Annotated in this window: 18 protein-coding genes; 8 read left to right on the top strand and 10 right to left on the bottom strand. The window is 68.3% G+C overall.

The window, feature by feature from the left end:
• The first annotated feature begins 169 nt into the window (after nt 1-169).
• Both AB0B94_RS12960 and AB0B94_RS12955 read left to right on the top strand, forming a co-directional pair.
• Nucleotides 170-1,264 carry a hypothetical protein gene (locus tag AB0B94_RS12960; RefSeq protein ID WP_357275554.1) on the top strand — a complete coding sequence of 365 codons (1,095 nt, stop codon included), beginning with the start codon at nt 170-172 and terminating at the stop codon, nt 1,262-1,264.
• A gap of 504 nt (nt 1,265-1,768) precedes the next feature.
• The gene (locus AB0B94_RS12955) at nt 1,769-2,476 is read left to right on the top strand and encodes a Crp/Fnr family transcriptional regulator (protein ID WP_357275547.1); all 708 of its coding nucleotides are present in this window, start codon (nt 1,769-1,771) and stop codon (nt 2,474-2,476) included.
• A gap of 27 nt (nt 2,477-2,503) precedes the next feature.
• Here the strand turns inward: AB0B94_RS12955 and AB0B94_RS12950 are convergent, their stop codons facing one another.
• A complete protein-coding gene (locus tag AB0B94_RS12950; protein WP_357275540.1) occupies nt 2,504-3,247 on the bottom strand; it encodes an alpha/beta hydrolase in 744 nt (247 codons plus the stop codon).
• 219 nt (nt 3,248-3,466) lie between these two features.
• Between AB0B94_RS12950 and AB0B94_RS12945 the strand changes: the two genes are divergently transcribed.
• A complete protein-coding gene (locus tag AB0B94_RS12945; protein WP_357275533.1) occupies nt 3,467-4,075 on the top strand; it encodes a TetR/AcrR family transcriptional regulator in 609 nt (202 codons plus the stop codon).
• A 149-nt stretch (nt 4,076-4,224) separates the two neighbouring features.
• Here AB0B94_RS12945 and AB0B94_RS12940 read toward each other — a convergent pair whose 3' ends face one another.
• The 4 genes from AB0B94_RS12940 to AB0B94_RS12925 all read right to left on the bottom strand — a co-directional run bounded on the left by AB0B94_RS12940 (nt 4,225) and on the right by AB0B94_RS12925 (nt 8,075).
• Nucleotides 4,225-5,664: an NAD(P)/FAD-dependent oxidoreductase gene (locus tag AB0B94_RS12940; RefSeq protein ID WP_357275526.1), complete on the bottom strand. Its 1,440-nt coding sequence runs from the start codon at nt 5,662-5,664 to the stop codon at nt 4,225-4,227.
• Nucleotide 5,665: 1 nt separating this feature from the next.
• Complete coding sequence (locus tag AB0B94_RS12935) at nt 5,666-6,223, bottom strand: hypothetical protein (RefSeq protein ID WP_357275520.1); 558 nt, start codon at nt 6,221-6,223, stop codon at nt 5,666-5,668.
• 79 nt (nt 6,224-6,302) lie between these two features.
• Nucleotides 6,303-6,602: a hypothetical protein gene (locus AB0B94_RS12930; protein ID WP_357275513.1), complete on the bottom strand. Its 300-nt coding sequence runs from the start codon at nt 6,600-6,602 to the stop codon at nt 6,303-6,305.
• A gap of 237 nt (nt 6,603-6,839) precedes the next feature.
• Nucleotides 6,840-8,075, bottom strand: coding sequence for a low temperature requirement protein A (locus tag AB0B94_RS12925; RefSeq protein ID WP_357275508.1), 1,236 nt, complete (start codon nt 8,073-8,075; stop codon nt 6,840-6,842).
• 311 nt (nt 8,076-8,386) lie between these two features.
• Between AB0B94_RS12925 and AB0B94_RS12920 the strand changes: the two genes are divergently transcribed.
• Nucleotides 8,387-9,631 carry a PQQ-dependent sugar dehydrogenase gene (locus AB0B94_RS12920; RefSeq protein ID WP_357275505.1) on the top strand — a complete coding sequence of 415 codons (1,245 nt, stop codon included), beginning with the start codon at nt 8,387-8,389 and terminating at the stop codon, nt 9,629-9,631.
• An 84-nt stretch (nt 9,632-9,715) separates the two neighbouring features.
• Here the strand turns inward: AB0B94_RS12920 and AB0B94_RS12915 are convergent, their stop codons facing one another.
• A complete protein-coding gene (locus tag AB0B94_RS12915; RefSeq protein WP_357275498.1) occupies nt 9,716-10,438 on the bottom strand; it encodes a hypothetical protein in 723 nt (240 codons plus the stop codon).
• Nucleotides 10,439-10,593: 155 nt separating this feature from the next.
• Between AB0B94_RS12915 and AB0B94_RS12910 the strand changes: the two genes are divergently transcribed.
• The 3 genes from AB0B94_RS12910 to AB0B94_RS12900 all read left to right on the top strand — a co-directional run bounded on the left by AB0B94_RS12910 (nt 10,594) and on the right by AB0B94_RS12900 (nt 18,345).
• Nucleotides 10,594-11,196: a DinB family protein gene (locus AB0B94_RS12910; RefSeq protein ID WP_357275493.1), complete on the top strand. Its 603-nt coding sequence runs from the start codon at nt 10,594-10,596 to the stop codon at nt 11,194-11,196.
• A gap of 765 nt (nt 11,197-11,961) precedes the next feature.
• Nucleotides 11,962-15,303 carry a helicase-related protein gene (locus AB0B94_RS12905; protein WP_357275487.1) on the top strand — a complete coding sequence of 1,114 codons (3,342 nt, stop codon included), beginning with the start codon at nt 11,962-11,964 and terminating at the stop codon, nt 15,301-15,303.
• The gene (locus AB0B94_RS12900) at nt 15,304-18,345 is read left to right on the top strand and encodes an AAA family ATPase (protein ID WP_357275482.1); all 3,042 of its coding nucleotides are present in this window, start codon (nt 15,304-15,306) and stop codon (nt 18,343-18,345) included.
• A 72-nt stretch (nt 18,346-18,417) separates the two neighbouring features.
• Here the strand turns inward: AB0B94_RS12900 and AB0B94_RS12895 are convergent, their stop codons facing one another.
• Both AB0B94_RS12895 and AB0B94_RS12890 read right to left on the bottom strand, forming a co-directional pair.
• A complete protein-coding gene (locus tag AB0B94_RS12895) occupies nt 18,418-19,128 on the bottom strand; it encodes a hypothetical protein (protein ID WP_357275475.1) in 711 nt (236 codons plus the stop codon).
• Between the two features lie 190 nt (nt 19,129-19,318).
• On the bottom strand, nt 19,319-19,660 hold the full coding sequence (locus tag AB0B94_RS12890) for a VOC family protein (protein WP_238668577.1): 342 nt from the start codon (nt 19,658-19,660) through the stop codon (nt 19,319-19,321).
• A gap of 196 nt (nt 19,661-19,856) precedes the next feature.
• On the opposite strand from AB0B94_RS12890, the gene AB0B94_RS12885 reads away from it, so the two are divergent.
• Nucleotides 19,857-21,428 carry an LPXTG cell wall anchor domain-containing protein gene (locus AB0B94_RS12885; RefSeq protein ID WP_357275464.1) on the top strand — a complete coding sequence of 524 codons (1,572 nt, stop codon included), beginning with the start codon at nt 19,857-19,859 and terminating at the stop codon, nt 21,426-21,428.
• A 112-nt stretch (nt 21,429-21,540) separates the two neighbouring features.
• Here AB0B94_RS12885 and AB0B94_RS12880 read toward each other — a convergent pair whose 3' ends face one another.
• Both AB0B94_RS12880 and AB0B94_RS12875 read right to left on the bottom strand, forming a co-directional pair.
• Nucleotides 21,541-22,362, bottom strand: coding sequence for an alpha/beta hydrolase (locus AB0B94_RS12880; RefSeq protein WP_357275460.1), 822 nt, complete (start codon nt 22,360-22,362; stop codon nt 21,541-21,543).
• Nucleotides 22,363-22,381: 19 nt separating this feature from the next.
• Complete coding sequence (locus tag AB0B94_RS12875; protein ID WP_210781253.1) at nt 22,382-22,951, bottom strand: DJ-1/PfpI family protein; 570 nt, start codon at nt 22,949-22,951, stop codon at nt 22,382-22,384.
• Nucleotides 22,952-22,966 lie beyond the last annotated feature (15 nt).

Here is a 22,966-nt window from a genome sequence, read left to right as displayed (position 1 = left end):
GACTCGGCGGAATCGTCACCGATGTGCGACGAACCGCCTCTTCGCTGAGTCAAGGCTCGCCTTCACGACCCAACCGCCACATTGTTGTTGACAGCTACCGGAATCTTTTTCGGCGCAATTTGCAGATCGCAGGCGACGTGACGCATTCCGCATTTCTGAAGGGGGCGTGATGACGAACGTGGATGATCCGACGGTGCGACGCCCTTCGGGTGGGGCCGTCGAGGCCACCGCCCCGTGGCCGGCAGCGCGCACGACAGGGAAGCCCTGCGCCCGTCGCGCCGTGGACGAGCTGCGCGACCTGGCCCGTCGCGGGGAGTTGGCGAAGGCTGTCGCGTCTGCGACGCCCGAGATCCGCGCCCGGCTCAGCGGCGCCGCGTACGCGATCGTCTGGCCGGTCGTCTTCGCCCGGGTGACCCGCCCGATGGAGCGCCGGCGCGGGCACTGGCTCTGCGCGAACTCGGTGGAGCAGCTTGCCGACGACTGCCTCGACCGACACCACGACGACGTCGAGTCCGTCGTGTCCGACCTGCTGACCAACGCCAAGGTGCCGATCGTCGACGTCGAGCGGTGGTCGTCGGCCCGGGTCACCGCGGCCACCGTAGACGGTCACCGCCGTCGACGCGGTCGGCGGGGCGCGTTGCAACGGCCCCGGGTTCCGGCCTGGCTCGCCGCGGAACTCGGTGGTGATCCCTGGCTGACCGAGCTTGCCGTGCAGATCCTCACCTGGGTCGGCGTGCCCACCACCGCCGGGACGCAGGTGTGGCCGCTGGACAGTTGGGCGCTCCGACGGGAGGCCGCCACCGGGGACCTGACCGGCAGCGACAGCCCGGTGCTGTCCGTGGAGATCGAGCGGGTGCTCACCGCGATGCGGCGGCGACCCCAGTGGTACGCGGACTACGTGGAGCGGCCGCTCGGCCACAAGTGCGCCCCAGTGCTCACCGTCGCTGCCGACGATGCGGCCGGACCCCGACCGTTGGTCGTGATCGGCTCGCACGAGCGTGACGAGGCCCGGCTCGCCGATCTCGCCGCCGCCGCGGTGGAGCTGATCAGCCAGCGTCTTGGCCGCGGGGCGGACCCGGCCGACGCGGTGGTGGAGGTGCTCGGCGTCGTCTTCGGCGCTGGCACCGGTAGCGAGCGGATGGACCGTACGCCGGACGGTGGGCCGGCACCGGAGGAGCGGCTGTCAGTCCTGCTCGCCGATGACCGGACCGTCCGGCGGATCGTCGACGAGGTGCTCCGCATCGTCGCCGACGGCGGCAAGTGACACCATCTTCCGTACCCGGTGGGCGGCGGCGTCCGCGAAAGCGGCCGGATCGGCTCCAGCCGCGGCGGCGGCCCGCCACGCCCTGCCGAACTCCCGTTCGAAGAGCCGTCGGAGGCGCACGCGTTGCTCGGGCGACAGCCCCGGGGGCAGGGGCTCCCCGGCCGGCGGCGGCTCACTCACGGCTGCATCACCGCCCGAAGGCGCCCGGCTGACGGCTCGCAGGTAGCCATGTCCCCTCCGATCCGTGCCGCACCGCCCTACGGGTCATCTGTCAAACATCTGACGGACAGACGCACGGATCGGTGGCCCGCCGGGCGCACGCCCGGTGGGCCACCGATTCATCGTGCGGGGCAGCGGTACGACTGTTATCGGTGGGATTCCACGGCAACTCCCCTCGGCAGGTGGCGGATCCGGTCCTTCGTGGGTATTGCATCCCGACCCCGTGAGCGGTATTCCGGGGAAGGACGGGATCTCGTCCGGCCCCACCCCCGAGGAGGCCCGGTCATGGCTGCCGTACCGCTGGGCGTCGACGCGGTCTGGGCGGAGGGGTCGTTCCTGGACCGGATCGCACCCGCCGACCGCAGGGACCTGCTGGCCCTCGGCGTGACACGTACGGTGTCGCCTGGCCGGCGCCTGCTGACCGAAGGAGCTCGGGACACCCACGTCGAGGTGATCCGGCGCGGCTTTGTGAAGATCACGACGAGTGCGGACGGCGCGGACCGGCTGCTGGCGATCCGCCTGCCTGGCGATCTCGTGGGAGAGTTCGCGGCGATCAGCGGTCAGAGTCGTTCCGCGACCGTGACCACCTGCGGGGCGGTGGTGTGCACCGTCATCCGGCAGGTGGATTTCCTCCACTTCCTCGAACGTCGCTCCGCGGTCGCCGCGCAGGTGACCGCGACGGTCGGTCAGCGCCTGCGGTGGGCGAACGATCGCCGGGCCGAGTTCGCCGCCTTTCCGGTGCACGTACGGCTGGCCAGGGTGCTGGCCGAGATCGCGGCGAGCTGCGGGTGGGCCAACGACGACGAGGTCGTCATCGGCGTCGAGTTGAACCACGCGGAACTCGCCACCCTTGTCGGCGCGGCGACGGACACCATCCAGCGGGCGCTGCGCACGCTCCGCGCGAAGCGGCTGATCCGCACCGGCTACCGGCGCATCACGGTGCTCGACCTGGCGGGTCTGCGTGACGTCGCTGCCCACGGCGAGCCGCGGTGACGCCGGCCGAACAGCCAGTGAGAGCACCTAGCTCTTGGTGGCGCGGGCGGCGGTGTCGATGAGGTCTGCGACCGGGCCGGGTTGCGAGACTGCCACCGCGTGGGAGGCGGCGATCTCCACCGCCGTGGACCCCGCCCTGTCGGCCAGGAAGCGCTGCAGGTCTGGCGGAATGCCCAGGTCCTGGGTGGTGATCAGGGTCCAGGACGGGATCGTCTTCCAGGCGGCCTTCGTCACGCCCTCCTCCTGGGCGCTCGCCGAGGCGGGCCGTTGCGCTGCGGCCATGATTTCGGCGGTGCCGGGGTCGACATCGCCGGCGAAGACCTCGGGGAACTTGTCCTGCAAGATGTACTGGTCCATGGTCATGCCGCCGTCGTCGGAGGGGACGGGCACCATGTTGATGCTGGTGGCGAGCTGACTTCCGGGGTACTTGGTGAGCAGCCCGATCACACTTTCGCCCACGTCCGGGCTCACGCTGGCGACGTACACCAGGGCTTTGACGTTGGCTGCGCCATCCGCGGCCTCGGTCATGACCAGCCCGCCGTAGGAGTGGGCGGCCATCACTACCGGTCCGGGCAAGCTGTCCAGTAGCGCCCGCACGTAAGCGGCGTCCTTCTGCACACCGCGCAGCGGGTTGGCGACGGCGATGACCGGGTACCCCCGACGTTTGAGGTTGGCGATCACCCCATTCCAACTCGAACAGCCGGCGAACGCCCCGTGGACCAGCACAACTGTCGGCATTTCCTGGGCAGACATGTCAGAAGCAGCGCTCATCTGAGTTCCTTCCGAGGGGCTCGCCTCCCGCTGCCTGCGGTACGCAGACCGGACCCGGCGAGGACGGTCGGCGGGGCATTTCCACGGGGTGCCACGTCAAACATGTGGCCGGCGCGCGACTCGGACACGAGATGGCGCAGGCTGTGCGGCCATCGGGTGCCGCGCCCCAATGCCCTCAGGTACAGATAAGACCGAACGTTCTGTCGCTAAGATGGGTGGATGGCGAGCGACGAACCCACTGCCCGGCCCTCCGAGGCACGTCTCAAGCTTCTCCGCACGGCGACCAGGATCTTCTACGCGGAGGGCATTCACTCCGTCGGCGTCGACCGGATCATTGCCGAGGCGAAGGTGACCCGGGCTACCTTCTACCGGCACTTCCCCAGCAAGGACGACCTCATCCTGGCCTATCTGCGCGAGGTGCATCAGCTGGAGCGCGGGATGGTCGACGATGCTCTCGCCGCCAACCGATCGCCGGTCGAGCCGCTCCTTGCCATCGCCAATTCCATCGCCCAGAACATCCAGTCCCCCGGCTTCCGTGGGTGCGCGTTCCTGAACGCCGCAGCGGAGTATCCCGACACGAACCATCCCGTGCACCAGGAACTCACCGCCCACCGGCAATGGTTCCTGGACACCATCACCGCACTCATGGCACAGGTCCACGAAGAAACGGCGGATCCCGCAGCGCGCCACTTCGTCATGCTTCGCGACGGCGCGATGGCTGCCGGATGTCTCTCCGACCCCACGTTGGTGTCCGAGACCTTCCTGCGCGGTGTCGAAGGACTTCTCAGGATCAACTCGGAGCGACAGTCGACCGAGTCGGTCCGTTAGCCCCGCACGGCCTCGGGCTGGGCCACCCCGGGTGGGGATGACCCAGCTCCTCGATGATGCCGCCACCGGTTGAACCCGCCCCCGTTCGGCGGGCTTCGTCTCCCTCTCGTCGCACCGGGGTGCCCGGCCGGCGACGGCGGACGCCCAGGTCAGCGGCCGTACGCCTCCAGCAGGCGCAGCCAGACCTCGCTGACCGTCGGGTACGCGGGCACCGCGTGCCACAGCCGCTCCAGTGGGACCTCACCGACGATGGCGATGGTCGCGGCATGGATCAGTTCCGCGACGTCCGGGCCGACGAGGGTGAGGCCGACGATCACCCGTCGGTCCTCGTCCACGACCATCCGGGCATGCCCCTGGTAGCCGTCGGCGTGCAGCGCGGCCCCGGCGACGGCGGCCAGGTCGTAGTCGACGACCCGGATCCGCAGTCCGGCAGCCTCGGCGGCGGCGGCGGTCAGCCCCACCGACGCGATCTCCGGGTCGGTGAAGACGACCTGTGGCACGGCACGCTCGTCAGCGGTGGCGACGTGCCGACCCCACGGGCGGTCGTCTGTCGCTTCGCCAGTGGCCCGCGCCACGATCGCGTCGCCCGCCGCGCGAGCCTGGTACTTGCCCTGGTGGGTCAGGAGCACACGCCGGTTGACGTCCCCGGCCGCGTACAGCCAGCCGTCGCCGACCAACGCGCCGGCACCGTCGACCACCCGCAGGGTGTCGTCGACAGTGAGCCAGGCGCCCGGCTGCAGGCCGATCCGGTCGAGGCCGATGTCGTGCGTGTTCGGCGTACGGCCGATCGCGACGAGGATCTCGTCGGCCTCGACCTGTTTGCCGTCGGTGAGCGTGATGTGCGCCGTGCCGTCGTCGTCGCGGTTCACCGACGTGGCCTCGGCGCCGAGTTGGACCGACACGCCAGCTTCCCGCAGGGACTGCGTGACCCGCTCGCCGACGAACGGCTCCGCCGCAGTGAGCACTCCGTCGCGGACGAGCATCGTCACCGCCGATCCGAGGCCGGCGTACGCGGTCGCCATCTCCGTGGCCACCACGCCACCACCGATGATGGCGAGCCGGCCGGGCACCTCGCTCGCGGCGGCTGCCTCACGGCTGGTCCACGGCGCCGATCCGCGCAGACCGGCGATGTCCGGCACCAGTGCGCTGGTTCCGGTTGCGATGACGACCGCGTGTCGGGCGGTGAGCGAGGTGGTGGCGCCGTCCGCGTCGGTCACCTCGACGATCCGGTCGGAGCCGATCCGCCCCTGGCCCCGATACAGGGCGATCCCCGCGGAGTCCAGCCAGGACACCTGCCCGTCGTCCTTCCAGTGCGAGGCGACGGCGTCCCGGCGGCGCAGCACGGCCTTCGCGTCCAGCTCGCCGGTCACCGCCTCGCGCGCCCCGGGCAGCTGGCGAGCCGCCCGGAGCGCGGCCTGGCTGCGCAGCAATGCCTTGGTCGGCATGCAGGCCCAGTACGAGCACTCGCCACCCACCAGTTCCCGCTCGACGATCGCGGCGGTCAGGCCGCCCTGCACGACGCGGTCGGCGACGTTCTCCCCCACCGGCCCCGCGCCGATGACAACGACGTCGTACGTGGCCTTCTGCACGTCAGTGTCCCTTCGCGGCGCGGCCGAGGCGGATGGCCGCGATGAGGAAGAAGATGGCGCCGGGGATGGCGTAGCCGATCGCGTTGGTCAGCGCCGGGTTGTCCGCCGAGGCTGCCGCGACGAACGATCCACCGGCGATGACGGAGATGCCACCGCTGATGATCATCGGCCACTGGCCACCCATCTTGCGGCGGGTGACGCCCACGATCAACTGAACCAGCCCGGCCACTACCGCCCAGGCACCCCAGACGCGCAGGACCGCGGGGATGCCGGACGCGCCGGCGACGCCCAGGCCCACCGCGGCGAGCAGGCTGATCGCGACGTTCACGTACAGCAGGGTGGGCGATCCGGTGGCCCGCGACGCGCGGACATCGACGATGGCGGCGGCCACGTCGAACAGCGGGTAGATCACGAGCAGCGCGGCGGTGAGGGGGTTGAGGTGCGTGGCGAGTGGGAACGTCACGGCAGCCCAGACGACGGCGAAGGCGAAGCGACCGAAGTACAACCGCCGCAGGGCGGCGGCCGTTGTCGAGATGCCGGGAGGGGCAACGGTGGTCATGGTCATCCTTTCGGTGATTCCGGAGCGAAGGGGACGCCCAGCGGGGGCTGACCGCCGCCGGGAGGGGCAGGGCGGCGTGCTACTCGATGTCTGAGAACAGCCCCGTGATCTCCACCTGAGCGCCCTGCAGCCGACCGAAGACGGCACCGGCAGCGGGCGTCGCGACTGCGGCAGCGGCGTCCTCGTAGCTGGCGAAGTACAGGTCGAGCGTCCGGTACGCGGGAGTGGGCGTGCCGTCCTCCTTCGGCCACACCTTGGCCGACTCGACCCGCTGAAGCTTCGGGAACGTCTCCGCGGCCCGGCGTACGTCGGCGTAGACCTTCTCGAACTCGTCCGGGTCGGTGGGGTTACCGATGATGACGGTGATCTTGGTGGGCATGGCGGTCTCCTTCAGGTGCAGCCGTACACCCGGCCAGCGCCAGGTAGAACGAACGTTCTGTCTGTGAGAACAGTACCGACCTCGGGCCCCGCCGTCAATACCGACCGTTCTATCTAGGGCGCTGCGGTGGCGTTGTCTCGCTCTCCACCACCAGCACGGTTCGACATGAATGCGCGGTGCGTGCCTGGTCGGGCGGTTACGCGACGAAACGGGCTATCGCGGCGACCGAACTCCGCGTCACGCTTCGGAGTCGCGATCTTCGGACGTCTCTCGTCCGATCGGCGAGGCGGAAACCTCCTGCGGCCGACCGCGCCCGCGCAGCGCGTCCAGGAACGCGACCAGGGCCAGCACTCCGGCCACCACGCTCAGCCCTGCCATCGGCGCCCAACGGGCCAGCAACGGCGTGACCAGCAGCAGGGCAGCCAGGCCGATGATCTGGGGTCGGGACGCATGGTCGAAGGTCTCGTACTCCAGCCGCGTACGGGCGACCAGGAAGAGCATCGGACCGCCCACCACGAACGGCAGCCAACCGGGTCGAGGCTGCCCGAACGGATGATCGATCACCAGCTCGTATCCGACCGCCGTGACGAGCACGCTGAGCACGATCAACAGATGCGTCCGTTCCGACACCGCGCCCAGCCGGCCGGGCATACCCGCCCGGTCGAACGCCTCCGTCAGCAGCAGACCGGCACGGTAGAAGTAGATCCGCCAGAGCAGCGCGCTGGTGGCGAACGCGACAGTGAAGGCGGCTGCCCGCTCGGCGGAGTAGTCCGCGCCGCTGAAGACCACGCCGACAACCAGAATCGACTCACCGAGCGCGATGAGGAACATCTGCTGGTAGCGGTCCGCGAGATGGGTCCCCGCGATCCGCCACCGTCCTACCTTCGAGACCCCGAGCCACGGCAGCGGCCAGCCGAATGTCCAGGCGAGGTAGTCGACAGCAAGCGCGACGACCCACAGCGGCAGGCGGAGGTGATCCGGGCCCAACGCGCCGGCCAGCCACAGCGGGGCGCTCACCAGAGCCCACACGACAAGCCGGAACGGCACCAGCCGTCGCGGATGGCCACGCAGCGCGACGGCGACCACGAGCGGCCGCACCACCATCACCATCAGGTACGCGACCGCGAACGGCAGCGCTCGCTCCTCCATGGCGCGGGGCAGCGTCACCGCCATGATCAGGCCGGCGAACATGGTGCCGACCACGACGGCCTGAATGACCGGCTGCTCCGGCTCGTACCGGCTGGTGATCCAGGCGGTGTGCGACCAGATCAACCAGAGGGCCAGAAAGAGCAGCAGGGTACGCCCGAACCCTGTGACGAGCTGCCAACCGGTGTCATCGGCCAACCCCGCGAATCGCTGCGAGACCCGGGTGAGGGCCACAACGAAAGCCAGATCGAAGAACAGCTCCAGGAACGTCGCCCGACCCGAACTCACCGGGGGACGCAGCAGCTCGGCACCCCGCCCCGCCGCCATCGTCCGCCTCCGTCCGCCCCTCGCTACCAACGAGCCGGCCACCAGCGGAGTTGCGTCAACGCCCGCCTGGAGTCTGGCCCGGCACCGCACCACGGACAGGAGTGACCGGTGCCGCCACGACTCGCTGCGGCGTGCAGCGGCGAAGGGAATCCGCGCCGTCCTCCGCTCGCCGCTTGCCAGGCAGCAGTGCGGGAAGCGGTCGCAGCCTCGAACGGAACGCGCAGCCATCGGTTGGATATCGATTTCAACCAATGTATCGTGGGAACGCTCCCAGACCGCGTCCACCACTTCACCTGCTCGAGGAGCTGAACATGTCACGACGACGTCGTCGCCCGGCCGCCATGCTGGCCGGGTTGCTCGCTCTGGCCCTGGCTGCGTCCCTGTCGCCACCAACGCCGATCGCCGGCACCGCCGCGGCCGGCCCATCCAAACCCCGTGCTGTCGCACTCACCGAGCTGACCGTGGTATCCGAACGGGTGGCTTTCGGTCTCCAGCGTCCGATCGCGATCACCGGTCTGCCGGACGGCCGGATGCTGATCGCGGAGAAGGACGGCACCGTCCGTGCCTACCACCCCGACACCGGCCTGGCACCCGACCCGGTGCTCGACCTGACCGCCCGGATCGACACGTCGGACAACGAGCGCGGCCTGCTCGGCATCACTCCGGCGCCGAACTTCGCGCGGACCGGGATGCTCTACGTGGCCTACACGAGCTTGCCGGCCGGCGCGCTGACCCTGGCGCGGGTGCCCATCAACGCTCCCGACCGGCTGCAGGTGCTGCTCACCCAGGAGCACGCCGAGTACGGCAACCACAACGGCGGACAGGTGGCCTTCGGCCGCGACGGCTACCTCTACTGGTCCCTCGGCGACGGTGGCTACGCGAACGACCCGTTCAAGAGTGGCCAGAACCTCGGCACCCTGCTCGGCAAGATTCTGCGGATCGACGTCAACCGCAGCTGCGGGGGAAAGCCCTACTGCGTGCCCTACGACAACCCGTTCGTCCGCACCTCGGGGGCGCGACCGGAAATCTGGGTCTACGGGCTGCGCAACCCGTGGAAGTTCTCCATCGACCCGGCCGACAACTCGCTGTGGATCGGTGACGTCGGCCAGGGTCTGATCGAGGAGATCAACCACGTCCGCCCGTCGCAGCGTGGCGCGAACCTCGGCTGGTCCTGTCGAGAGGGCACGCCGGTCTTCGACGAGACGCAGTGCCGGCCGGGCGTGCGGCTCACCGACCCGATCGTCGAGTACGACCACTACATGACGGAGAACTGCTCCATCATCGGCGGCCTGGTGTACCGGGGGTCCGTCACCCCGGAGGCGCGGGGCACCTACATCGCCAGCGACTACTGCTCGACCCGTGCTTTCGCCGTGCGTCCCAAGTCCACGGGTGGCTACGAGTCCGCTGAGATCGGCACCTTCCCCACCCAGCCGACGGCGTTCGGCGCCGATGTGAACGGCGAACTGTACGTGCTCAGTGACCTCCCGGGATGGCTGAGCAAGGTGCGGTTCGAGCGGGTCCAGCCGACCCCCACCGGCGGGGCGACGATCCGCTGAACCTCGGGACATGCCCTTGACACCCGCGCTACCTCCGGGGACGGCCGCGTTCGGCGGCCGTCCCCGGCCCACTCCGACGGCGGGCTACCACCACGCGTTCGGCCCGGCCTCACTCTGGAAAAGGGTCCGCTGTGACGGATCGCCGGCCTCTTGATCAGGCTGGCGGCGCCCCCGCTCGGAGTCGGTCGCGCCCCACCAGCTCGTACGATCGGGATCAAGGTGTGGCGGCTCAAGGCTTCCGTTGAGCCACCCGTCGAGCCAGTCCACAAGAGAGATCCCCTCCGGGTAGAACGCGTGCTCGCCAAGGCCCGAGTTCGGGTCGAAGCCCCACATCACCGCTCTCTGGCCCGCGCAATCGACATACGAGTAGATCGCACATCCCCAGTAGGCGATCGGCAGCAAGCCGGCGGGTTCTCGTGGATGAAGCCTATCGATCGCCGTACGTCCGAGGTCGTCAGTGCAACCACCCGCAACGCCCAGCACGGGACCGAAGCCGCCATTGGCGACCTCCACGTAGATGCGTCGCAGCAGCGGCGGCAGCGGATACCCGAGCACCCGTTCGGCGTCGTCGACAGCTTGAACAGAGGCAGGTTCAAGGGGAGGCAGTGGGTCGACGGCGTCGGCTGCCAGTGCGGCAAGGTGTTCCCGCGATCCACGTGCCACCAGCCACCGGGTGCTCTCGGGGATGGGATTCACCATCCACCTGCCGTTCGCGTCATGGCAGCCAGGGCGGATGTACACGTCATCGCTGTAGTCGCGAGCTGCCACGCGAGCGGCGATGCGCTGAAATACCTCGTCTTCGCGCATCCGCCCAGTATCGTTCGCCGGCCGGCCCGGGAGATGCCCGCCGCAGGCCGCCAGCAGGCCGAGGCCGACCGGTGCGGTAGGCACTCGCGGCCCACGGCCGGCGACGGCGTCCGACAGGGGCGCAGCCGCGTCGGCGCTGTAGGTAACGTGCGGGAATGACAAGGAGCCAACGAATCGCCGACCAGCTGGACCGCCACTGGCACAAGAACCTGCGACCGCGGCTGCACGGTCTTGCCGATGAGGAGTACTTCTGGGAGCCGGTGCGTGGCTGCTGGAGCATCCGCCCACGTGGCACGTCGACCGCACCGATGTCGGCAGGTTCAGGAGAATGGACGATGGACTTCGCCTCCCCTGCCCCGGCGCCGGCGCCGGTGACCACGATCGCCTGGCGACTGGCGCACATCATCGTTTCCTGCCTGGGTTACCGGGTCGGGTGGCACTTTGGCGGCCAGGACGTCGACTCCCAGACGTTCACCTACGCGGGGACCGCTGACGAGGCGCTGAGACAGCTCGACGAGATGTATGGGAGATGGAACGCGGGGGCCCGCGAGCTCTCCGACGCCGACCTGGAGAATCCGCCCACCGTGGGTCCGGAGCGGTTTCCCATGGAGAGCATCATCCTGCACGTCAACAGGGAGCTGATCCATCACGGTGCCGAGATCTCCCTGCTGCGCGACCTCTACCGCTGGCGGGAGGAAGCTGCACCGCGAGCAGTGGATCGGCAAGCGGCTCCAAGCCTCGTAGCGTCCCCGGAATGAGCAGAAGCGACGAGCGTGACCTGGTCGCCCTCTTCTGGGCGCAGCGACGTCCGTGAGCCAGCCTTCCGCAGGAGACCTGTGCGAAGCAATGGTGTAACGACCAGCGGTACGGAACCACCGCACACTGCTGGACGACGTGATGGTCCGGTGGGTTGTCACTGAGGAGGATCTGCGGGCTTGGCGTCCTCTGAAATCGAAGCGCTGGCGTCCGCGCAAGCACAGCTGATCAATGCCGCTCAGTCAGGTCATCTGACCGCCAGAACCATCCACATGATGACCCTTCCGCCCCCACCAGATCGGTCAGTCGGACACACCTGAACGTCGTCCAACCCCCGTCGATCAAGCCCTTTTCGGCGATCCGGAACGCACCTAGATTGGTGCGGTGCCTGCCAATTTCTCAATCTCCCGGCCACAGGCACAGATACGCCTTCGTACGGCTCAACCGCGCGACGACGCCACGGACTCGGCCGGGCCTCGGCGGCACCCGCCCTCAGGACAGTCCGGGCTGTGGCCCCGGCCGGACCGCGATCCTGCCCACCAGGTCCGCCCCTCGGCCCTTCGCCACGTTCGCCGGCGCCGTCGTTCCGGTCCCCGTGACGGCGGTCGCCACTGGTCGGGGGCCCGGCACGGTGGCAGCCCTCCGCCGGTCCGAACGTTCGGAGCAGAACGCGTGACGGCGTTGCCGCAGGACGGACAGGGCTACGGACCAGTCCGCGTCGACCACGGAGGATGACAGTGCGCGCGCTCGTTGGAGCAGGCCGTCGGATGTTTCCGGATCCGGGTGTCCTCGCGGTCACGCATGGGTACCACCCGCTGGTTTCGGATGCGACCGCCATGCTCGCCACCGGGCTCTTCACTGACGTACTTACTCTCGGCGCCGATCTGCCCGATCCTGCGGGAGCAGTCGAGCGGGTCAGGCAGATCGCCGCTCCGACGGTCAGCCTGCCTGAGGGTGTCTACTGGTTCGGGGGCCTGGATCCGGCTCCGATGCTCGTGGTCACCTCGGGTGCGATGCCCGGTGCGGGGATCCACGAGCCGGCTACCGAGGTGGCCGAGGACTCGCCCGTGGCGTCCGCGCTGGGCTGGTTCGATCACCTCTGGGACAGCGCCGACGAGGTACCGCTGCCCCAGTTCGACGTCACCGACGAGGTGATCACCCGAGCCGGCCAGGACGGCATGATCAAGTCCCGTCTGTTCGCGCTCGGTCGCTGGATCTACCAGGTCTTCGCCGGCAGTCGCGTCCAGCGTGTCGAAGAGGGTGCGCTGCTGCCGAGGCCGACGGTCGACTCCCCCGACGCATGGGTGCGCACCGAGCCCGCCCCCGCCGAGCGTCTCGCCGCCACCCTGACAAGGGCGAAGCTGGAGAAGCAGTTCACCGATACGGTCTTCTCGTTCCGGGCGACGCGGACCATTTTCCGGCCGTACCAGTTCAAGCCGGTGATGAAGTTGCTGAGCACCGGCTCACTGCGGTTGCTCATCGCGGACGAGGTCGGTCTCGGCAAGACCATCGAAGCCGGACTGCTGTGGACTGAACTCGATGCCCGCAGGCACGCGAACCGGGTGCTCGTCGTGTGTCCCTCCGTACTGCTGAGCAAATGGCAGCATGAGATGCGCGAGAGGTTCGGCTTCGAGTTGACCGAGCTCACCAGCGCGGGGCTGGCCGACCTCAAGGACCAACTCGAGTCGGATCGCGTGCCCAGGAGGATGGCCTGGATCTGCTCGGTGGAGCGGCTACGGGCGTGGAAAGGGTTGGCCGACATCGAGCAGCTGGGGTTCCAGCTGGACCTGGTGATCGTGGACGAGGCCCACGTCTTTCGTAACTCGAGCACCAAGAGCCACGCGCTGGGTGAGCTGTTGTCACGCTGGGCGGACGCGTACGTCTTCCTTTCTGCTACTCCGGTGAACCTGCGCAACAACGATCTGTACAACCTTCTTGAGCTGTTGGTGCCCGGCGAGTTCCAGGATTTGGCGGACCTGCAGGAACGGATCGAACCCAACAGGGTCCTCAACCGGATCACAGGTTCACTGCTCGACGCCTCGATCAGCAACGCCACACGCCGCCGCTGGCTGTCGGACCTGTCCGACAGCACGTTCGGCCGGGTCATCGCCATGCGACCCGATTTCGCTCTGCTGTGCGAGATCCTGAAGGGACCACACCTGTCGCCGACCGACGTGGTCCAGGTGAAACGGATCTGCAGCGAGTTGGGCGGGCTCTCGGCCCAGGTGACCCGCACCCGCAAGGTCGAGGTCCAGGAGGACAAGGCGGTGCGGGAGCCGCGCCCCGTCCAGGTGCGTTGGACCCAGCCTGAGCGCGACTTCTATCAGGCATACCTGCAGTGGTGCATCGAGAGGGCGAGAGTCAAGGACACCCCGCTGCACTTCGGCATGCAGATGCCGCTCCGCCTCGCGGGCAGCTGTCTCCCCGAGGCGGCTGCGCTTGTTCTGACCTCGTGGCAGACACCAGCCGTGCACGATGAGGTAAACGCCACGGCCAGGCCGTCGGCCGCCGTGCGCGGTCCGGACCTGCCACCGTCGCCGCGGCTGCTGGAGCTTGCCGCCGGCATCGACGTGGACACGAAGCTCGAGCGGCTCCTACAGGTGATCGACGATCTGATCAGCCAGGGCAAGCAGGGACTCGTCTTCACATTTTCCCGTAGGACGTTGTCCTACCTCGAGCGCCACCTCCGAGGCCGGTGCAGGACCGCGGTCCTGCACGGTGGGGTGAGCAGGGACGACCGGGCCAGGGTCATGGCTGATTTCCGGGCGGGTGGTTACGACATCGTCGTGGCTACCAAGGTCGCGAGTGAAGGCCTGGACTTCGAGTTCTGCTCTGTCCTGGTCAACTACGACCTGCCGTGGAACCCCATGGAGATCGAGCAACGTATCGGTCGGATCGACCGGATCGGCCAGGCCGAGCAGAAGGTCGTGATCATCAACTTCACGACTCCGGGGACGATCGAGTCGGACATCCTCGAGCGGGTACTCACCAGGATCGGCATCTTCGAACACGCCATCGGGGCACTGGAACCGATCATCGAGAGCATGTGGCCCGACGTCGAGTCCTCCCTGCTCGACTTCGCGCTGACCCCAGCCCAACGCACGCAGCGCACCCAGGAGTTCCTGGCGGCCGTCGCCGAACAGAAACGGGCCGCTGACGAGATCGAGTCGGCGGCACCCCACCTCATCTCGAGTGACGGCGTCGACATCGAGGGCCTGGAGCCCGACCTGCTCGCATCCGGCCGGTATGTCGGCCAACATGAACTGGCCCTGCTCGTGAGCGACTGGGTGGGTAGCTACGACGGACGCTGCCAGATCATTGGTGACCAGGTGACCGTGATCGGCAACAGCGAACTCGCCGGCCACGTCCGTGACCTGGCACAACGGGGCGAAAAGACCAGGTCCGAAGTGGACCGCGTCGTCAGCGATTTGACACACCAGTTGCCGATTCAACTGTCCTTGGAGCAGGAGGCGTCCCGCACAAGCGGGGTGCCGCTCCTGGCGGCCAACCACCCGTTGGTACGGGCGGCGTTGGGCGTACCGGGGCACCGGCAGACCAGATTCTCCGCGATCACGATGCCGGCGCGCGACGCAGAGGTGGCCCCGGGCACCTACCTCGTCCATCTACGCATCGCCAACTGGAACGGTGTCCGGCCGTTGCACGAGATATGGACCGTCACCGTAGACGCCCGGACCCTGAAGGTCGCCGCCGACCTGGGTGACCGGCTGATGGCGGCTGTGGCAGCCGGAAGCCTGCAACCCGCGTGGTTCGACGGTTCGATCGACCTGCTCCCCGCGCTCGACGTGAGCAGTGACCTGCTGGTCCGACGGCAGATCCAGAGCCGGATCACCTTGGCCGCCGAGAACGAGGCGTTCCTCGCCTCGCGGCGGCTCAGCGTCGAGCAGGTCCATCAACGGCGGACACAGGCGTTGGAGGCACGCATCGCCACCCTTCGGGCCCGCGGCAGGCAGCGCATGGTGCCGCTCTTCGAGGCCCAGCGGCAGCGGGAAGACAACCGCTACGCGGGCCTTCTGCAGGACATATCGGCACGATCGACGGCCATGCTCAGTACCGAGGACCTGGCCGTCTGCGTAGTGGAGGTGCAGTAGGTGGCCAAGATCAGTGACGAGGAGCTTGCGTACGAGATCGCCACCAACCGAAGCTACCTGCGGGCGTTGGAGCGACGGCTTTCCCGCAAGAACCCGGAAATCTCCGTCACCGCGAACGAGCGCTACGTCGACAACGTCCCGCGAGGGGAGCGAGCAAGCGTCGGCCCCCTCTACGGCAGGGTCGGCCTTGCTGGTCCAGACAGAGATCTCGGGCACGCCTTCTACATCGGTACGCGGTACCTCAACAGCACGGACTGGGACTATCCAGTCATCAACTGGGCCGCACGGACAGCCAAGGTGTTCTTCGACCCCCACGCCACCCATGAACTCGACACGGACGTGGTGGTGCGCCGAACACTGACGGCGCGTGGGGCAGAGGTGGTGCACGCCTCCGACGACTGGGCGGTTGCGATGCCGGCCGACCAGTCGCCGTTCAAGCCAGGCAAGCTGCAGGTCCCTGCGGCACCGCCGCGCCGGCAGGCCGGGCGTCCCACTGGCTCGACGTCGTCACCTGCCCGAACCGCCACGTCGACAGACGACCCCGCCGGGCAGGTGCCCCGAACCCGGCAGGCCACGACACCCGCTCCGGTGCCCGGACCAAGCACACCAAGACAGGAGAAGCCACCGGCTGCCCTCGCACCGCCTCGGGCCGCAGTGGCGGGAAAGGGCCCCGCAGTCCGGCTGCCGCTGCCGGCCAGACCGGGGGACTTGGCAACATGGCAACCACACGCACCGCTCGTCGTCGCCTTCTCGGGGGACTCCCGGGCCGATCCCGAAGGCATCGCGGCCGTGCGGGCGGTCGAGATGGTGCGGCACCTGGCCCGCAAACAACGGCGCGTGCTTGTCGTGTCGGCATGGACCACCCCGCTGCCGAAGATCCTCGGCAGGATCGACACCGCGGCGGCGCTCGTCGGACTGGCCACCTCGAACGTATCCAAGATAATAACCGTCGTTCAGGACACCGAATGGCTGGTGAAAGTCGCCGGATATACCGGCTTCACGGACACCCGGGAGCCGGACGCCCTCGACGTGGGCCTCTACGTCAAGGACATCGTGGAGCAGGCCGTAGGACTGTGTCGCCGACGCCTGGGGTGGGCGCAGCGCGACGTACACCTCTCGGCGAAGCTTGAGGTCACCTACGAGGTGATCCGAATGGGCGGAGTGCCCACCGAACCATTGAAGCTCGGTCAGTACTCCTCAGAATGGATCGGGACGCTACCGCCTTTCGGAGCGGCCTGGGGGCAACTGCGATATCTCGCGCTGTTCGCCCAGTTGGTCACGTCGATCCGGGGCCCTGACAGCCAGAGGCCCTACGGCCACGTCATCGTCCACGGTGAACACGAGCTGTCGAGCCTGTCCTGTGCCGTCCTGCGGGCGAACAACCCCACCGCCCAGTGGACGATCCTCACCGAGCTGATCAGCCCCGGGTCTTCGGCCATCGATAGACGCCGCACGCTTCAGATCGTTGAACGCCTCGGCGTCCAGGACAGCCGCGGAGAAGTCGACGCGATCACCGTCCATGGCACCAGACTAAGCAGACACACTGTCGCCCTGCCCAGGCCGAAAGCCGCTCCCGCCGCACCACCCCGAGTCCACGACCGGGCACCCGAGCGGCGGCCCCAGCCGACTGAGCGGCGACAGCGGTCCGTATCAGCGGCGGCTGACCTGGAGAACGGCATGCGTGCCGTCGACGCGGTGCGTTACGCACTGCACGCCCCTCGTACGGAGGCGATGACCTCCGTACTCGCCACTCTCCAACCCGACCAGTACCGCCTGGTCACCCAACCACCGACGATGCCGCTGATCATCCAGGGGCACCCGGGTACCGGGAAGACAATTATCGCTGTGCACCGCGCGGGCTATCTGGTCAACGAGGAGACGACAAGGAGGGGCCCCATCCCACGGTTGCTCCTGCTTGGACCCACTGAACAGTACGTTCGCCACGTGTCACGGACAGTCCGGGAACTTGACCCGACCGGAGCCATTACGGTGAGGTCTCTTCCTGAATGGCTCACCGATCTCGCCGGCTTGGGCAGCACCACAGTCCAGCTGGGTGAGGGAACGGCCGAGGACGTCGGCGGCTTCATCGTGGCGTTGGCGAAGAAGGCGGTACTGGAGTGCCGAGACCAGCCGGAATGGCGGGCGAGCCGGCTGGCCGACAAGGTCAAGATGACCTACGAGGTCATCCGCAGCAGCGACCCACACAGGGCGCCGCCGACCAGCCAGACCGAGCAGCGGTGGATCGAGGCGCTCCCACCGTTCCCGAAGGCGTGGGGGAAACGTCGCTACCTTCCACTCTTCGCGCAACTGGGTCTGCTGCTCAGCGACAAACGGTCCAGGTACGAACACATCGTCGTCGACGAGGCCCAGGATGTCTCGGAACTCGAATGGGAGATCATCCAGGCTCACAACGCCGGCGGACGATGGACGATCGTCGGAGACCTGAACCAACGCCGCCGATTGGACATCAACCACCTCGACTGGCACGACCTGGCGAAGCGACTTCACATACTTCCCGATGCCCAACTGTTCCAACCTGAGGTTGTGGAACGGGGATATCGGTCCACCCAGCCGATCCTCGACTACGCCAACCGCCTGCTGCCACCCGACGAGAACCAACCCTGTTCGCTCCAGACCGACGGGCCGGAACCATCCGTCATCCGAGCCAGCACGCCCGGCAAGCGCGACCTTCGGGCCGTCGGTGAGGCGAGCAGGCTACTCGACGCGTATCCCGGCGGTACGGCAGCGATCATCACCACCGATCCGGACGCCATCGAGAAACTGCTCCTCGCCAACAGGTGGCGGCGGACAGACACGACAACGGGTTCGGGTGACTGGACCAGCGAGGGACGCCGGCTTGCCGTCCGCACCCCCGATTCGGCGAGGGGTGTCGAGTTCGACGGGGTAGTGGTCGTGGAGCCGCGCTACTTCGTACGACAGGAGGAGTTCGCCGGGACCCTGTACACGAGCCTGACCAGGGCGAACCGCGAACTCGTCGTGGTGCACAGCAAGCCACTGCCTGAACCGCTCACACAACGCTGACCGCCTTCGAAGCCACAGCGGTCGGGCCGGGTAGCTGGCCGCACCGCCATCGCCCGGGCGGAGTGCAGTCGCTCACCCCTCGATTCGGCGCGATCCCAGAGCCCGCACCAATTCATCGATCAACGCCGGGTCCTCCTCCAGCATCCGCCTGATGCTGTCGCTCACCTGCTCCGGGCCGAGCGCGCTCTCCGAGTTCAGTTCCTCGGCCCCGACGTTGAGCAGCACCCTCGCCTGTACCTCGTTGAACAGTCGTCCGTCCTCGGTGAGCAGTTGCGCCATCATCGCCGCGACGAAACGCTCCCTCGCTTCCGCCTCGCTGCCCCCGGCGCTGAAGCTCTCAAGCGCCGCAACCAGTTCTGGCGACGGTTCCCCGCCCACAGTCGAGGTAACCCAGATCGGACCCGCCTCCGGGGCCGATTCGGCGGCGATGGCACCACGAGAGGTTCGTTTTCCCGACACAAAGTTCCACGTCGACCGCATGGCGGGGAGCGCCTGGTTGTTCCATGTCGACTTCACCGCTGGCACCGCCTGCTGGGTCAACGCGGTCTTCGCAGCAGGCAGCGCCTGCTGCACCAGCCACCGCTCGACATGCGGCGCGGCCGCCATGGCAGCCCTCGCGGCGGCTTCCAGGGCGAGCGTCTTGACCAGATCCTTGAATTCCGACGACTCTCGCCCCGGCCCTGCCGAACCCGTGCTGTCACCGTCCGGGATGAACGTGCCGTGGTCAACGAGCTTCCCGGCGTCATTGTATAGATTTTGGTGAAGTCCGCCCGCTTTGGACACTCCTGGGATCAGCCCATCGGGATACTCGAACCGGCCTCTGACGCTAGCCATCGCACACCATGAACGGCACTGTATCGAAGTCCCCTAGGCGCTGGAATCATACGAACGCCACTGCCCCGACCGATTTCCGGTCGGGGCATTCTGCGTGTCCGTCGCCCCTACGGGGGTCTGCGGACGTCGCCGACCTTCGTCAGACCGGCTCGCCGCCGATGCCGATCTCGTTGCCGTCCGGGTCGCGGAAGGTGGCCTTGCGGACGCCGTTGTCGTAGGTCTCGCGCCCGGCCGGCTCCAGGCCGCGCTCGGCGATCTGGGCGATACGGGCGTCGAAGTCGCTGACGAAGACGGTGTGCATGGCGTGCCCGGCATGGTCGGGCCGCACCTCGATGAACAGATACCGGTGCTCGGCGAGTTCCCACACCGCCTCGGTGTCGTTCGGTAGGAACGATGGCGGGGCGCCGAGGAGTCGCTCGTACCAGGCCGCCGCGGCGGCGTAGTCGCGAACGGGAATGCCCGCGAACAGATCTACGGTCATGACGCCATGCTAGGTGCCCGGCCCGGGAAGATCAGAAAAATGACGATCGCCATGGTGCGGCGGTCGGCCGTACGACGATGCTGGCCCTCCGTTCGGCCGATATCCGCCGCTGGCGCCCGAGTGGGGCGGCACCAGCCCCTGACGGCCTCATAAGCTCCACGGGCCCTATTGATCAACCCCACGGAGGAACCCGGTAATGCCCAAGCAACTCGCCCGACGCTGGCTTGCCGGGTTCGTCGTCGTAGGCGTGCTCCTCGCCGCCTCCGCCATCCCCGCCTTCGCCGCCCCTGCCGCCGGGGACCTCGATTTCTTCGCCCATGATGTGGTTGTCGCCCCCGGCGGCCCTGCAAAAGGATCGAACCTCTTTGCCCGCCCCCGCGCCAGCAACTCGGAGTGGGGCGAATACACCGTGACGGTGGACCGGAGCAAGGTCGCTGGCTTCGCCGACGTGCGGGACGCCAACAGTGCTGCCCCCTGCACCGAGTCGGGTGCGATCCTCACCTGCAAGGTGGTGGCGGAGGAAAACGACTACTACACGTACATCACCATGGTCAACCTGGTCGTGCGGGCGAAGAAGAGCGCCATGCTCGACCAGCAGGGCGAAATCAAGTTCACCATCACCGATGGCGGCGGCGGTTCGGCCACCTACCACTCGAGCGTCAGTATCGGTGAGGGCGTGGATCTCGCCGGCATCGAGCAAAGGCTCGAGCTGACAGGCCCCCTCGGCGGCACGCTCGACGTCCCGCTCACGGTGGCGAACCGCGGCGAGAAGGCCGTCAACAGCGTGGTGCTGTTCTTCGAAGGCGGCTACGGTTACGGCCCGTCGAAGCGGTACAAGAACTGTGAGTACAGCCCCGCCGACGCCTTCCGCCACGCCTTCGCCTGCCGGTTCCCCAACCCCATCGAGCCGGGCGGCGCCGCACGGCTGGACTCCAGCTTCGGTTTCACAGTGCCGACCGACGATCCGGCCCCGAACGGTCACACCGGCGTGGCGCGCTGGTTCACGCCGGCAGACTGGGAGGAGTTCCAGTCCTTCAACCCGGCGCGACTTGGCCAGCAGGGCACCGAGGGGGAGCTGAGGCTTGAGCCGGTTGGTCTGCAAAGCAGGTCGCGGCAGACAGACGTCAACGACCAGAACAACGGTACGGGGATGAGACTCCAGGTCAGCGGTGACCAGGGGGCTGAGGTGGCGGCGCTCGTGACGCCGACGACCGCGACCGGAGAGGTCGGTGCCACGGTGGCGTTGAAGGTCGGCTACGTCAACAACGGCCCGGCGGCTGTCAACGTTGACGGAGCCAAGGATCTCCGGGCCCGTACCGTGCTCTCGCTGCCGAGTGGCGTCACGGCCGTACGCGTTCCGATGACCTGCTCGAGCCACGGCGACTGGGTGCCTGGAAAGCTTGGCGCCAAGGTGTACCACTGCATCGAGCACAAGCGCCTGGCGCAGGGCGAGAAGATGGGGTACGAGTTCGGAGTGCGCCTCGACGAGGCCGGGACCCGGGCCGCCCAGGTGCAGCTGACCTTCGACGCGGGCGTGGACCTCAACCCTGCCAACGACAGCGCGAAGGTCACCATCATCGCGAGCGCTGACGGCGGGAGCGAGAACCCCGGCGGGGATGACGGCCAGGGGGGCGGGGACACCGATGGCTCGCTGCCGATCACGGGTGCCAAGGCCGGCCTGACCGCCGCCATCGGTGGCGTACTGCTCGCCGCCGGCGCTGCGGGCTTCGTGGCGACCCGCCGCCGCAGGAACCGCTTCGTCGCCTGATCTACTCGCTGCACCAGCGGTGCCCCGTCGACCTCAGGTCGTCGGGGCACCGCTGTGCGTCTCATGACCTGCCGTGACTCTGCACGGTCGTCGCCCTGGCATGCCGCAGCAGCTAGTGATCTCGGTCGAGGCGGAGGAAGCGCGACAGCAGTTGCCTGAACTCGTGCGGGTGCTCGATCGCCGGCACGTGCCCGCATCGGTCGAGCACGTGCAGACGGGCATCGTTCAGGTATTCGAGCAGGGGCTGGGCTGCCGTCTCGATCGGGGTGATCCGGTCCTCGGCGCCGTGAACGAGCAGCACTGGCGCGCGCACCGCTGCCAGCGTTTGCGCCGAGAGGGTGAGGTCGTCGACCCACCGTGCCCTTGGTGGAGGGAACAACGACGCGAATGCGGCCTCCCCCGTTCGCATCGCGGCCGCACGAGCGTCGACGGCCGAATCGGTCACGAGCGCTTGGTCGAGGACGAGGCGACTGAGCATGTCGCGTGCCCCGAGCGGGCCGGCGGGGGCGGCCCAGACCGCGTCGAGGTCGGCGGAGAGCGGCGCCCCGGGGGCGCCCATCGTCGAGACCGCCACGACACGGGTGACCTGCTGGGGGCGCGTGGCCGCCAACGCCAGCGCCACGGCGCCGCCCATGGAGTGACCCACCACGGCGTAGTACTCGATACCGAGAGCATCCATCAGGCCCGCGGCCTGCTCCGTCCACAGCCGGAGCCCACCCCTGGAGCCCGCCGGGATGGGTGTACGGCCGAACCCCGCCTGGTCCGGCGCCACCAGGTGCCAGGACGCGCCCAGCGCCTGCGCCGTCGTTGCCCAGGCTCCGGACCCGGTGGTGCCGGGTCCGGAGCCGTGCAGCATCAACACCGCGGGCCCCGCGCCGCTCTCCAGGACGTGGACGGGGGAACCGTCCACTGTGACGGTCCGAAGTGCGGTCACCAGGGCAGGCCAGGTGTGCTCATGCCGAGGCGGGGTCGACGGACTTCGAGAAGAGCTCCATCATCGCCCTGCCGAACTGCGGCATGTCGGGCCATCCCCGGCAGGAGACGAGGTTGCCGTCCACGACGTCGGGAGCGTCGATGACCGTCGCGCCCGCGTTCTCCATGTCACCGGTGATGGGGGGAAAGCACGCCGTCTTCCGACCCTTCAGCAGCCCGTACACCGCTGGCACCTGCGCGCCGTGGCACACCAGCGCGATGGGAAGGTTGCGCGCGAAGAAGTGCTCGGTGATGCGCCTGACGTCGGCGTCGACCCGGATCCACTCGGGAGCACGTCCCCCGGGAATGATGAGGGCGTCATAGCGCTCGACGTCGACCTGGGCCCAGGGCACGTCGACCGGCAGCTTGCGGCCGTTCTTCTCCACGTAGGCGTCGGAGTTGGGGTCGAACTCGTGGATGACCAGTTGCACGTCACGCATCGTCCGTGACGAGACGTCGACGTCCCAGCCGCCCTCCTGCACGCGGTAGTAGGGATACATGGTGTCGAGCTCCTCGGCGGCGTCGCCGGTCAGGAGCAGCGCTCTGGGCACCTGCTTCTCCTCGCA

The sequence above is a fragment of the Micromonospora sp. NPDC048986 genome, assembly GCF_040649335.1.
Lineage (GTDB): Bacteria > Actinomycetota > Actinomycetes > Mycobacteriales > Micromonosporaceae > Micromonospora > Micromonospora alfalfae.
The sequence above is the reverse complement of the archived record's forward strand: the minus strand, read 5'-3'. Positions and strand labels throughout refer to the sequence as shown.

What these genes read in the sequence shown, in the direction of transcription:
- AB0B94_RS12960 (WP_357275554.1), top strand. Translation starts at nt 170, where the DNA reads ATGACGAACGTGGATGATCCGACGGTGCGACGCCCTTCGGGTGGGGCC.
- AB0B94_RS12955 (WP_357275547.1), top strand. Translation starts at nt 1,769, where the DNA reads ATGGCTGCCGTACCGCTGGGCGTCGACGCGGTCTGGGCGGAGGGGTCG.
- AB0B94_RS12950 (WP_357275540.1), bottom strand. Translation starts at nt 3,247, where the DNA reads ATGAGCGCTGCTTCTGACATGTCTGCCCAGGAAATGCCGACAGTTGTG.
- AB0B94_RS12945 (WP_357275533.1), top strand. Translation starts at nt 3,467, where the DNA reads ATGGCGAGCGACGAACCCACTGCCCGGCCCTCCGAGGCACGTCTCAAG.
- AB0B94_RS12935 (WP_357275520.1), bottom strand. Translation starts at nt 6,223, where the DNA reads ATGACCACCGTTGCCCCTCCCGGCATCTCGACAACGGCCGCCGCCCTG.
- AB0B94_RS12930 (WP_357275513.1), bottom strand. Translation starts at nt 6,602, where the DNA reads ATGCCCACCAAGATCACCGTCATCATCGGTAACCCCACCGACCCGGAC.
- AB0B94_RS12925 (WP_357275508.1), bottom strand. Translation starts at nt 8,075, where the DNA reads ATGGCGGCGGGGCGGGGTGCCGAGCTGCTGCGTCCCCCGGTGAGTTCG.
- AB0B94_RS12920 (WP_357275505.1), top strand. Translation starts at nt 8,387, where the DNA reads ATGTCACGACGACGTCGTCGCCCGGCCGCCATGCTGGCCGGGTTGCTC.
- AB0B94_RS12915 (WP_357275498.1), bottom strand. Translation starts at nt 10,438, where the DNA reads ATGCGCGAAGACGAGGTATTTCAGCGCATCGCCGCTCGCGTGGCAGCT.
- AB0B94_RS12910 (WP_357275493.1), top strand. Translation starts at nt 10,594, where the DNA reads ATGACAAGGAGCCAACGAATCGCCGACCAGCTGGACCGCCACTGGCAC.
- AB0B94_RS12905 (WP_357275487.1), top strand. Translation starts at nt 11,962, where the DNA reads ATGTTTCCGGATCCGGGTGTCCTCGCGGTCACGCATGGGTACCACCCG.
- AB0B94_RS12890 (WP_238668577.1), bottom strand. Translation starts at nt 19,660, where the DNA reads ATGACCGTAGATCTGTTCGCGGGCATTCCCGTTCGCGACTACGCCGCC.
- AB0B94_RS12885 (WP_357275464.1), top strand. Translation starts at nt 19,857, where the DNA reads ATGCCCAAGCAACTCGCCCGACGCTGGCTTGCCGGGTTCGTCGTCGTA.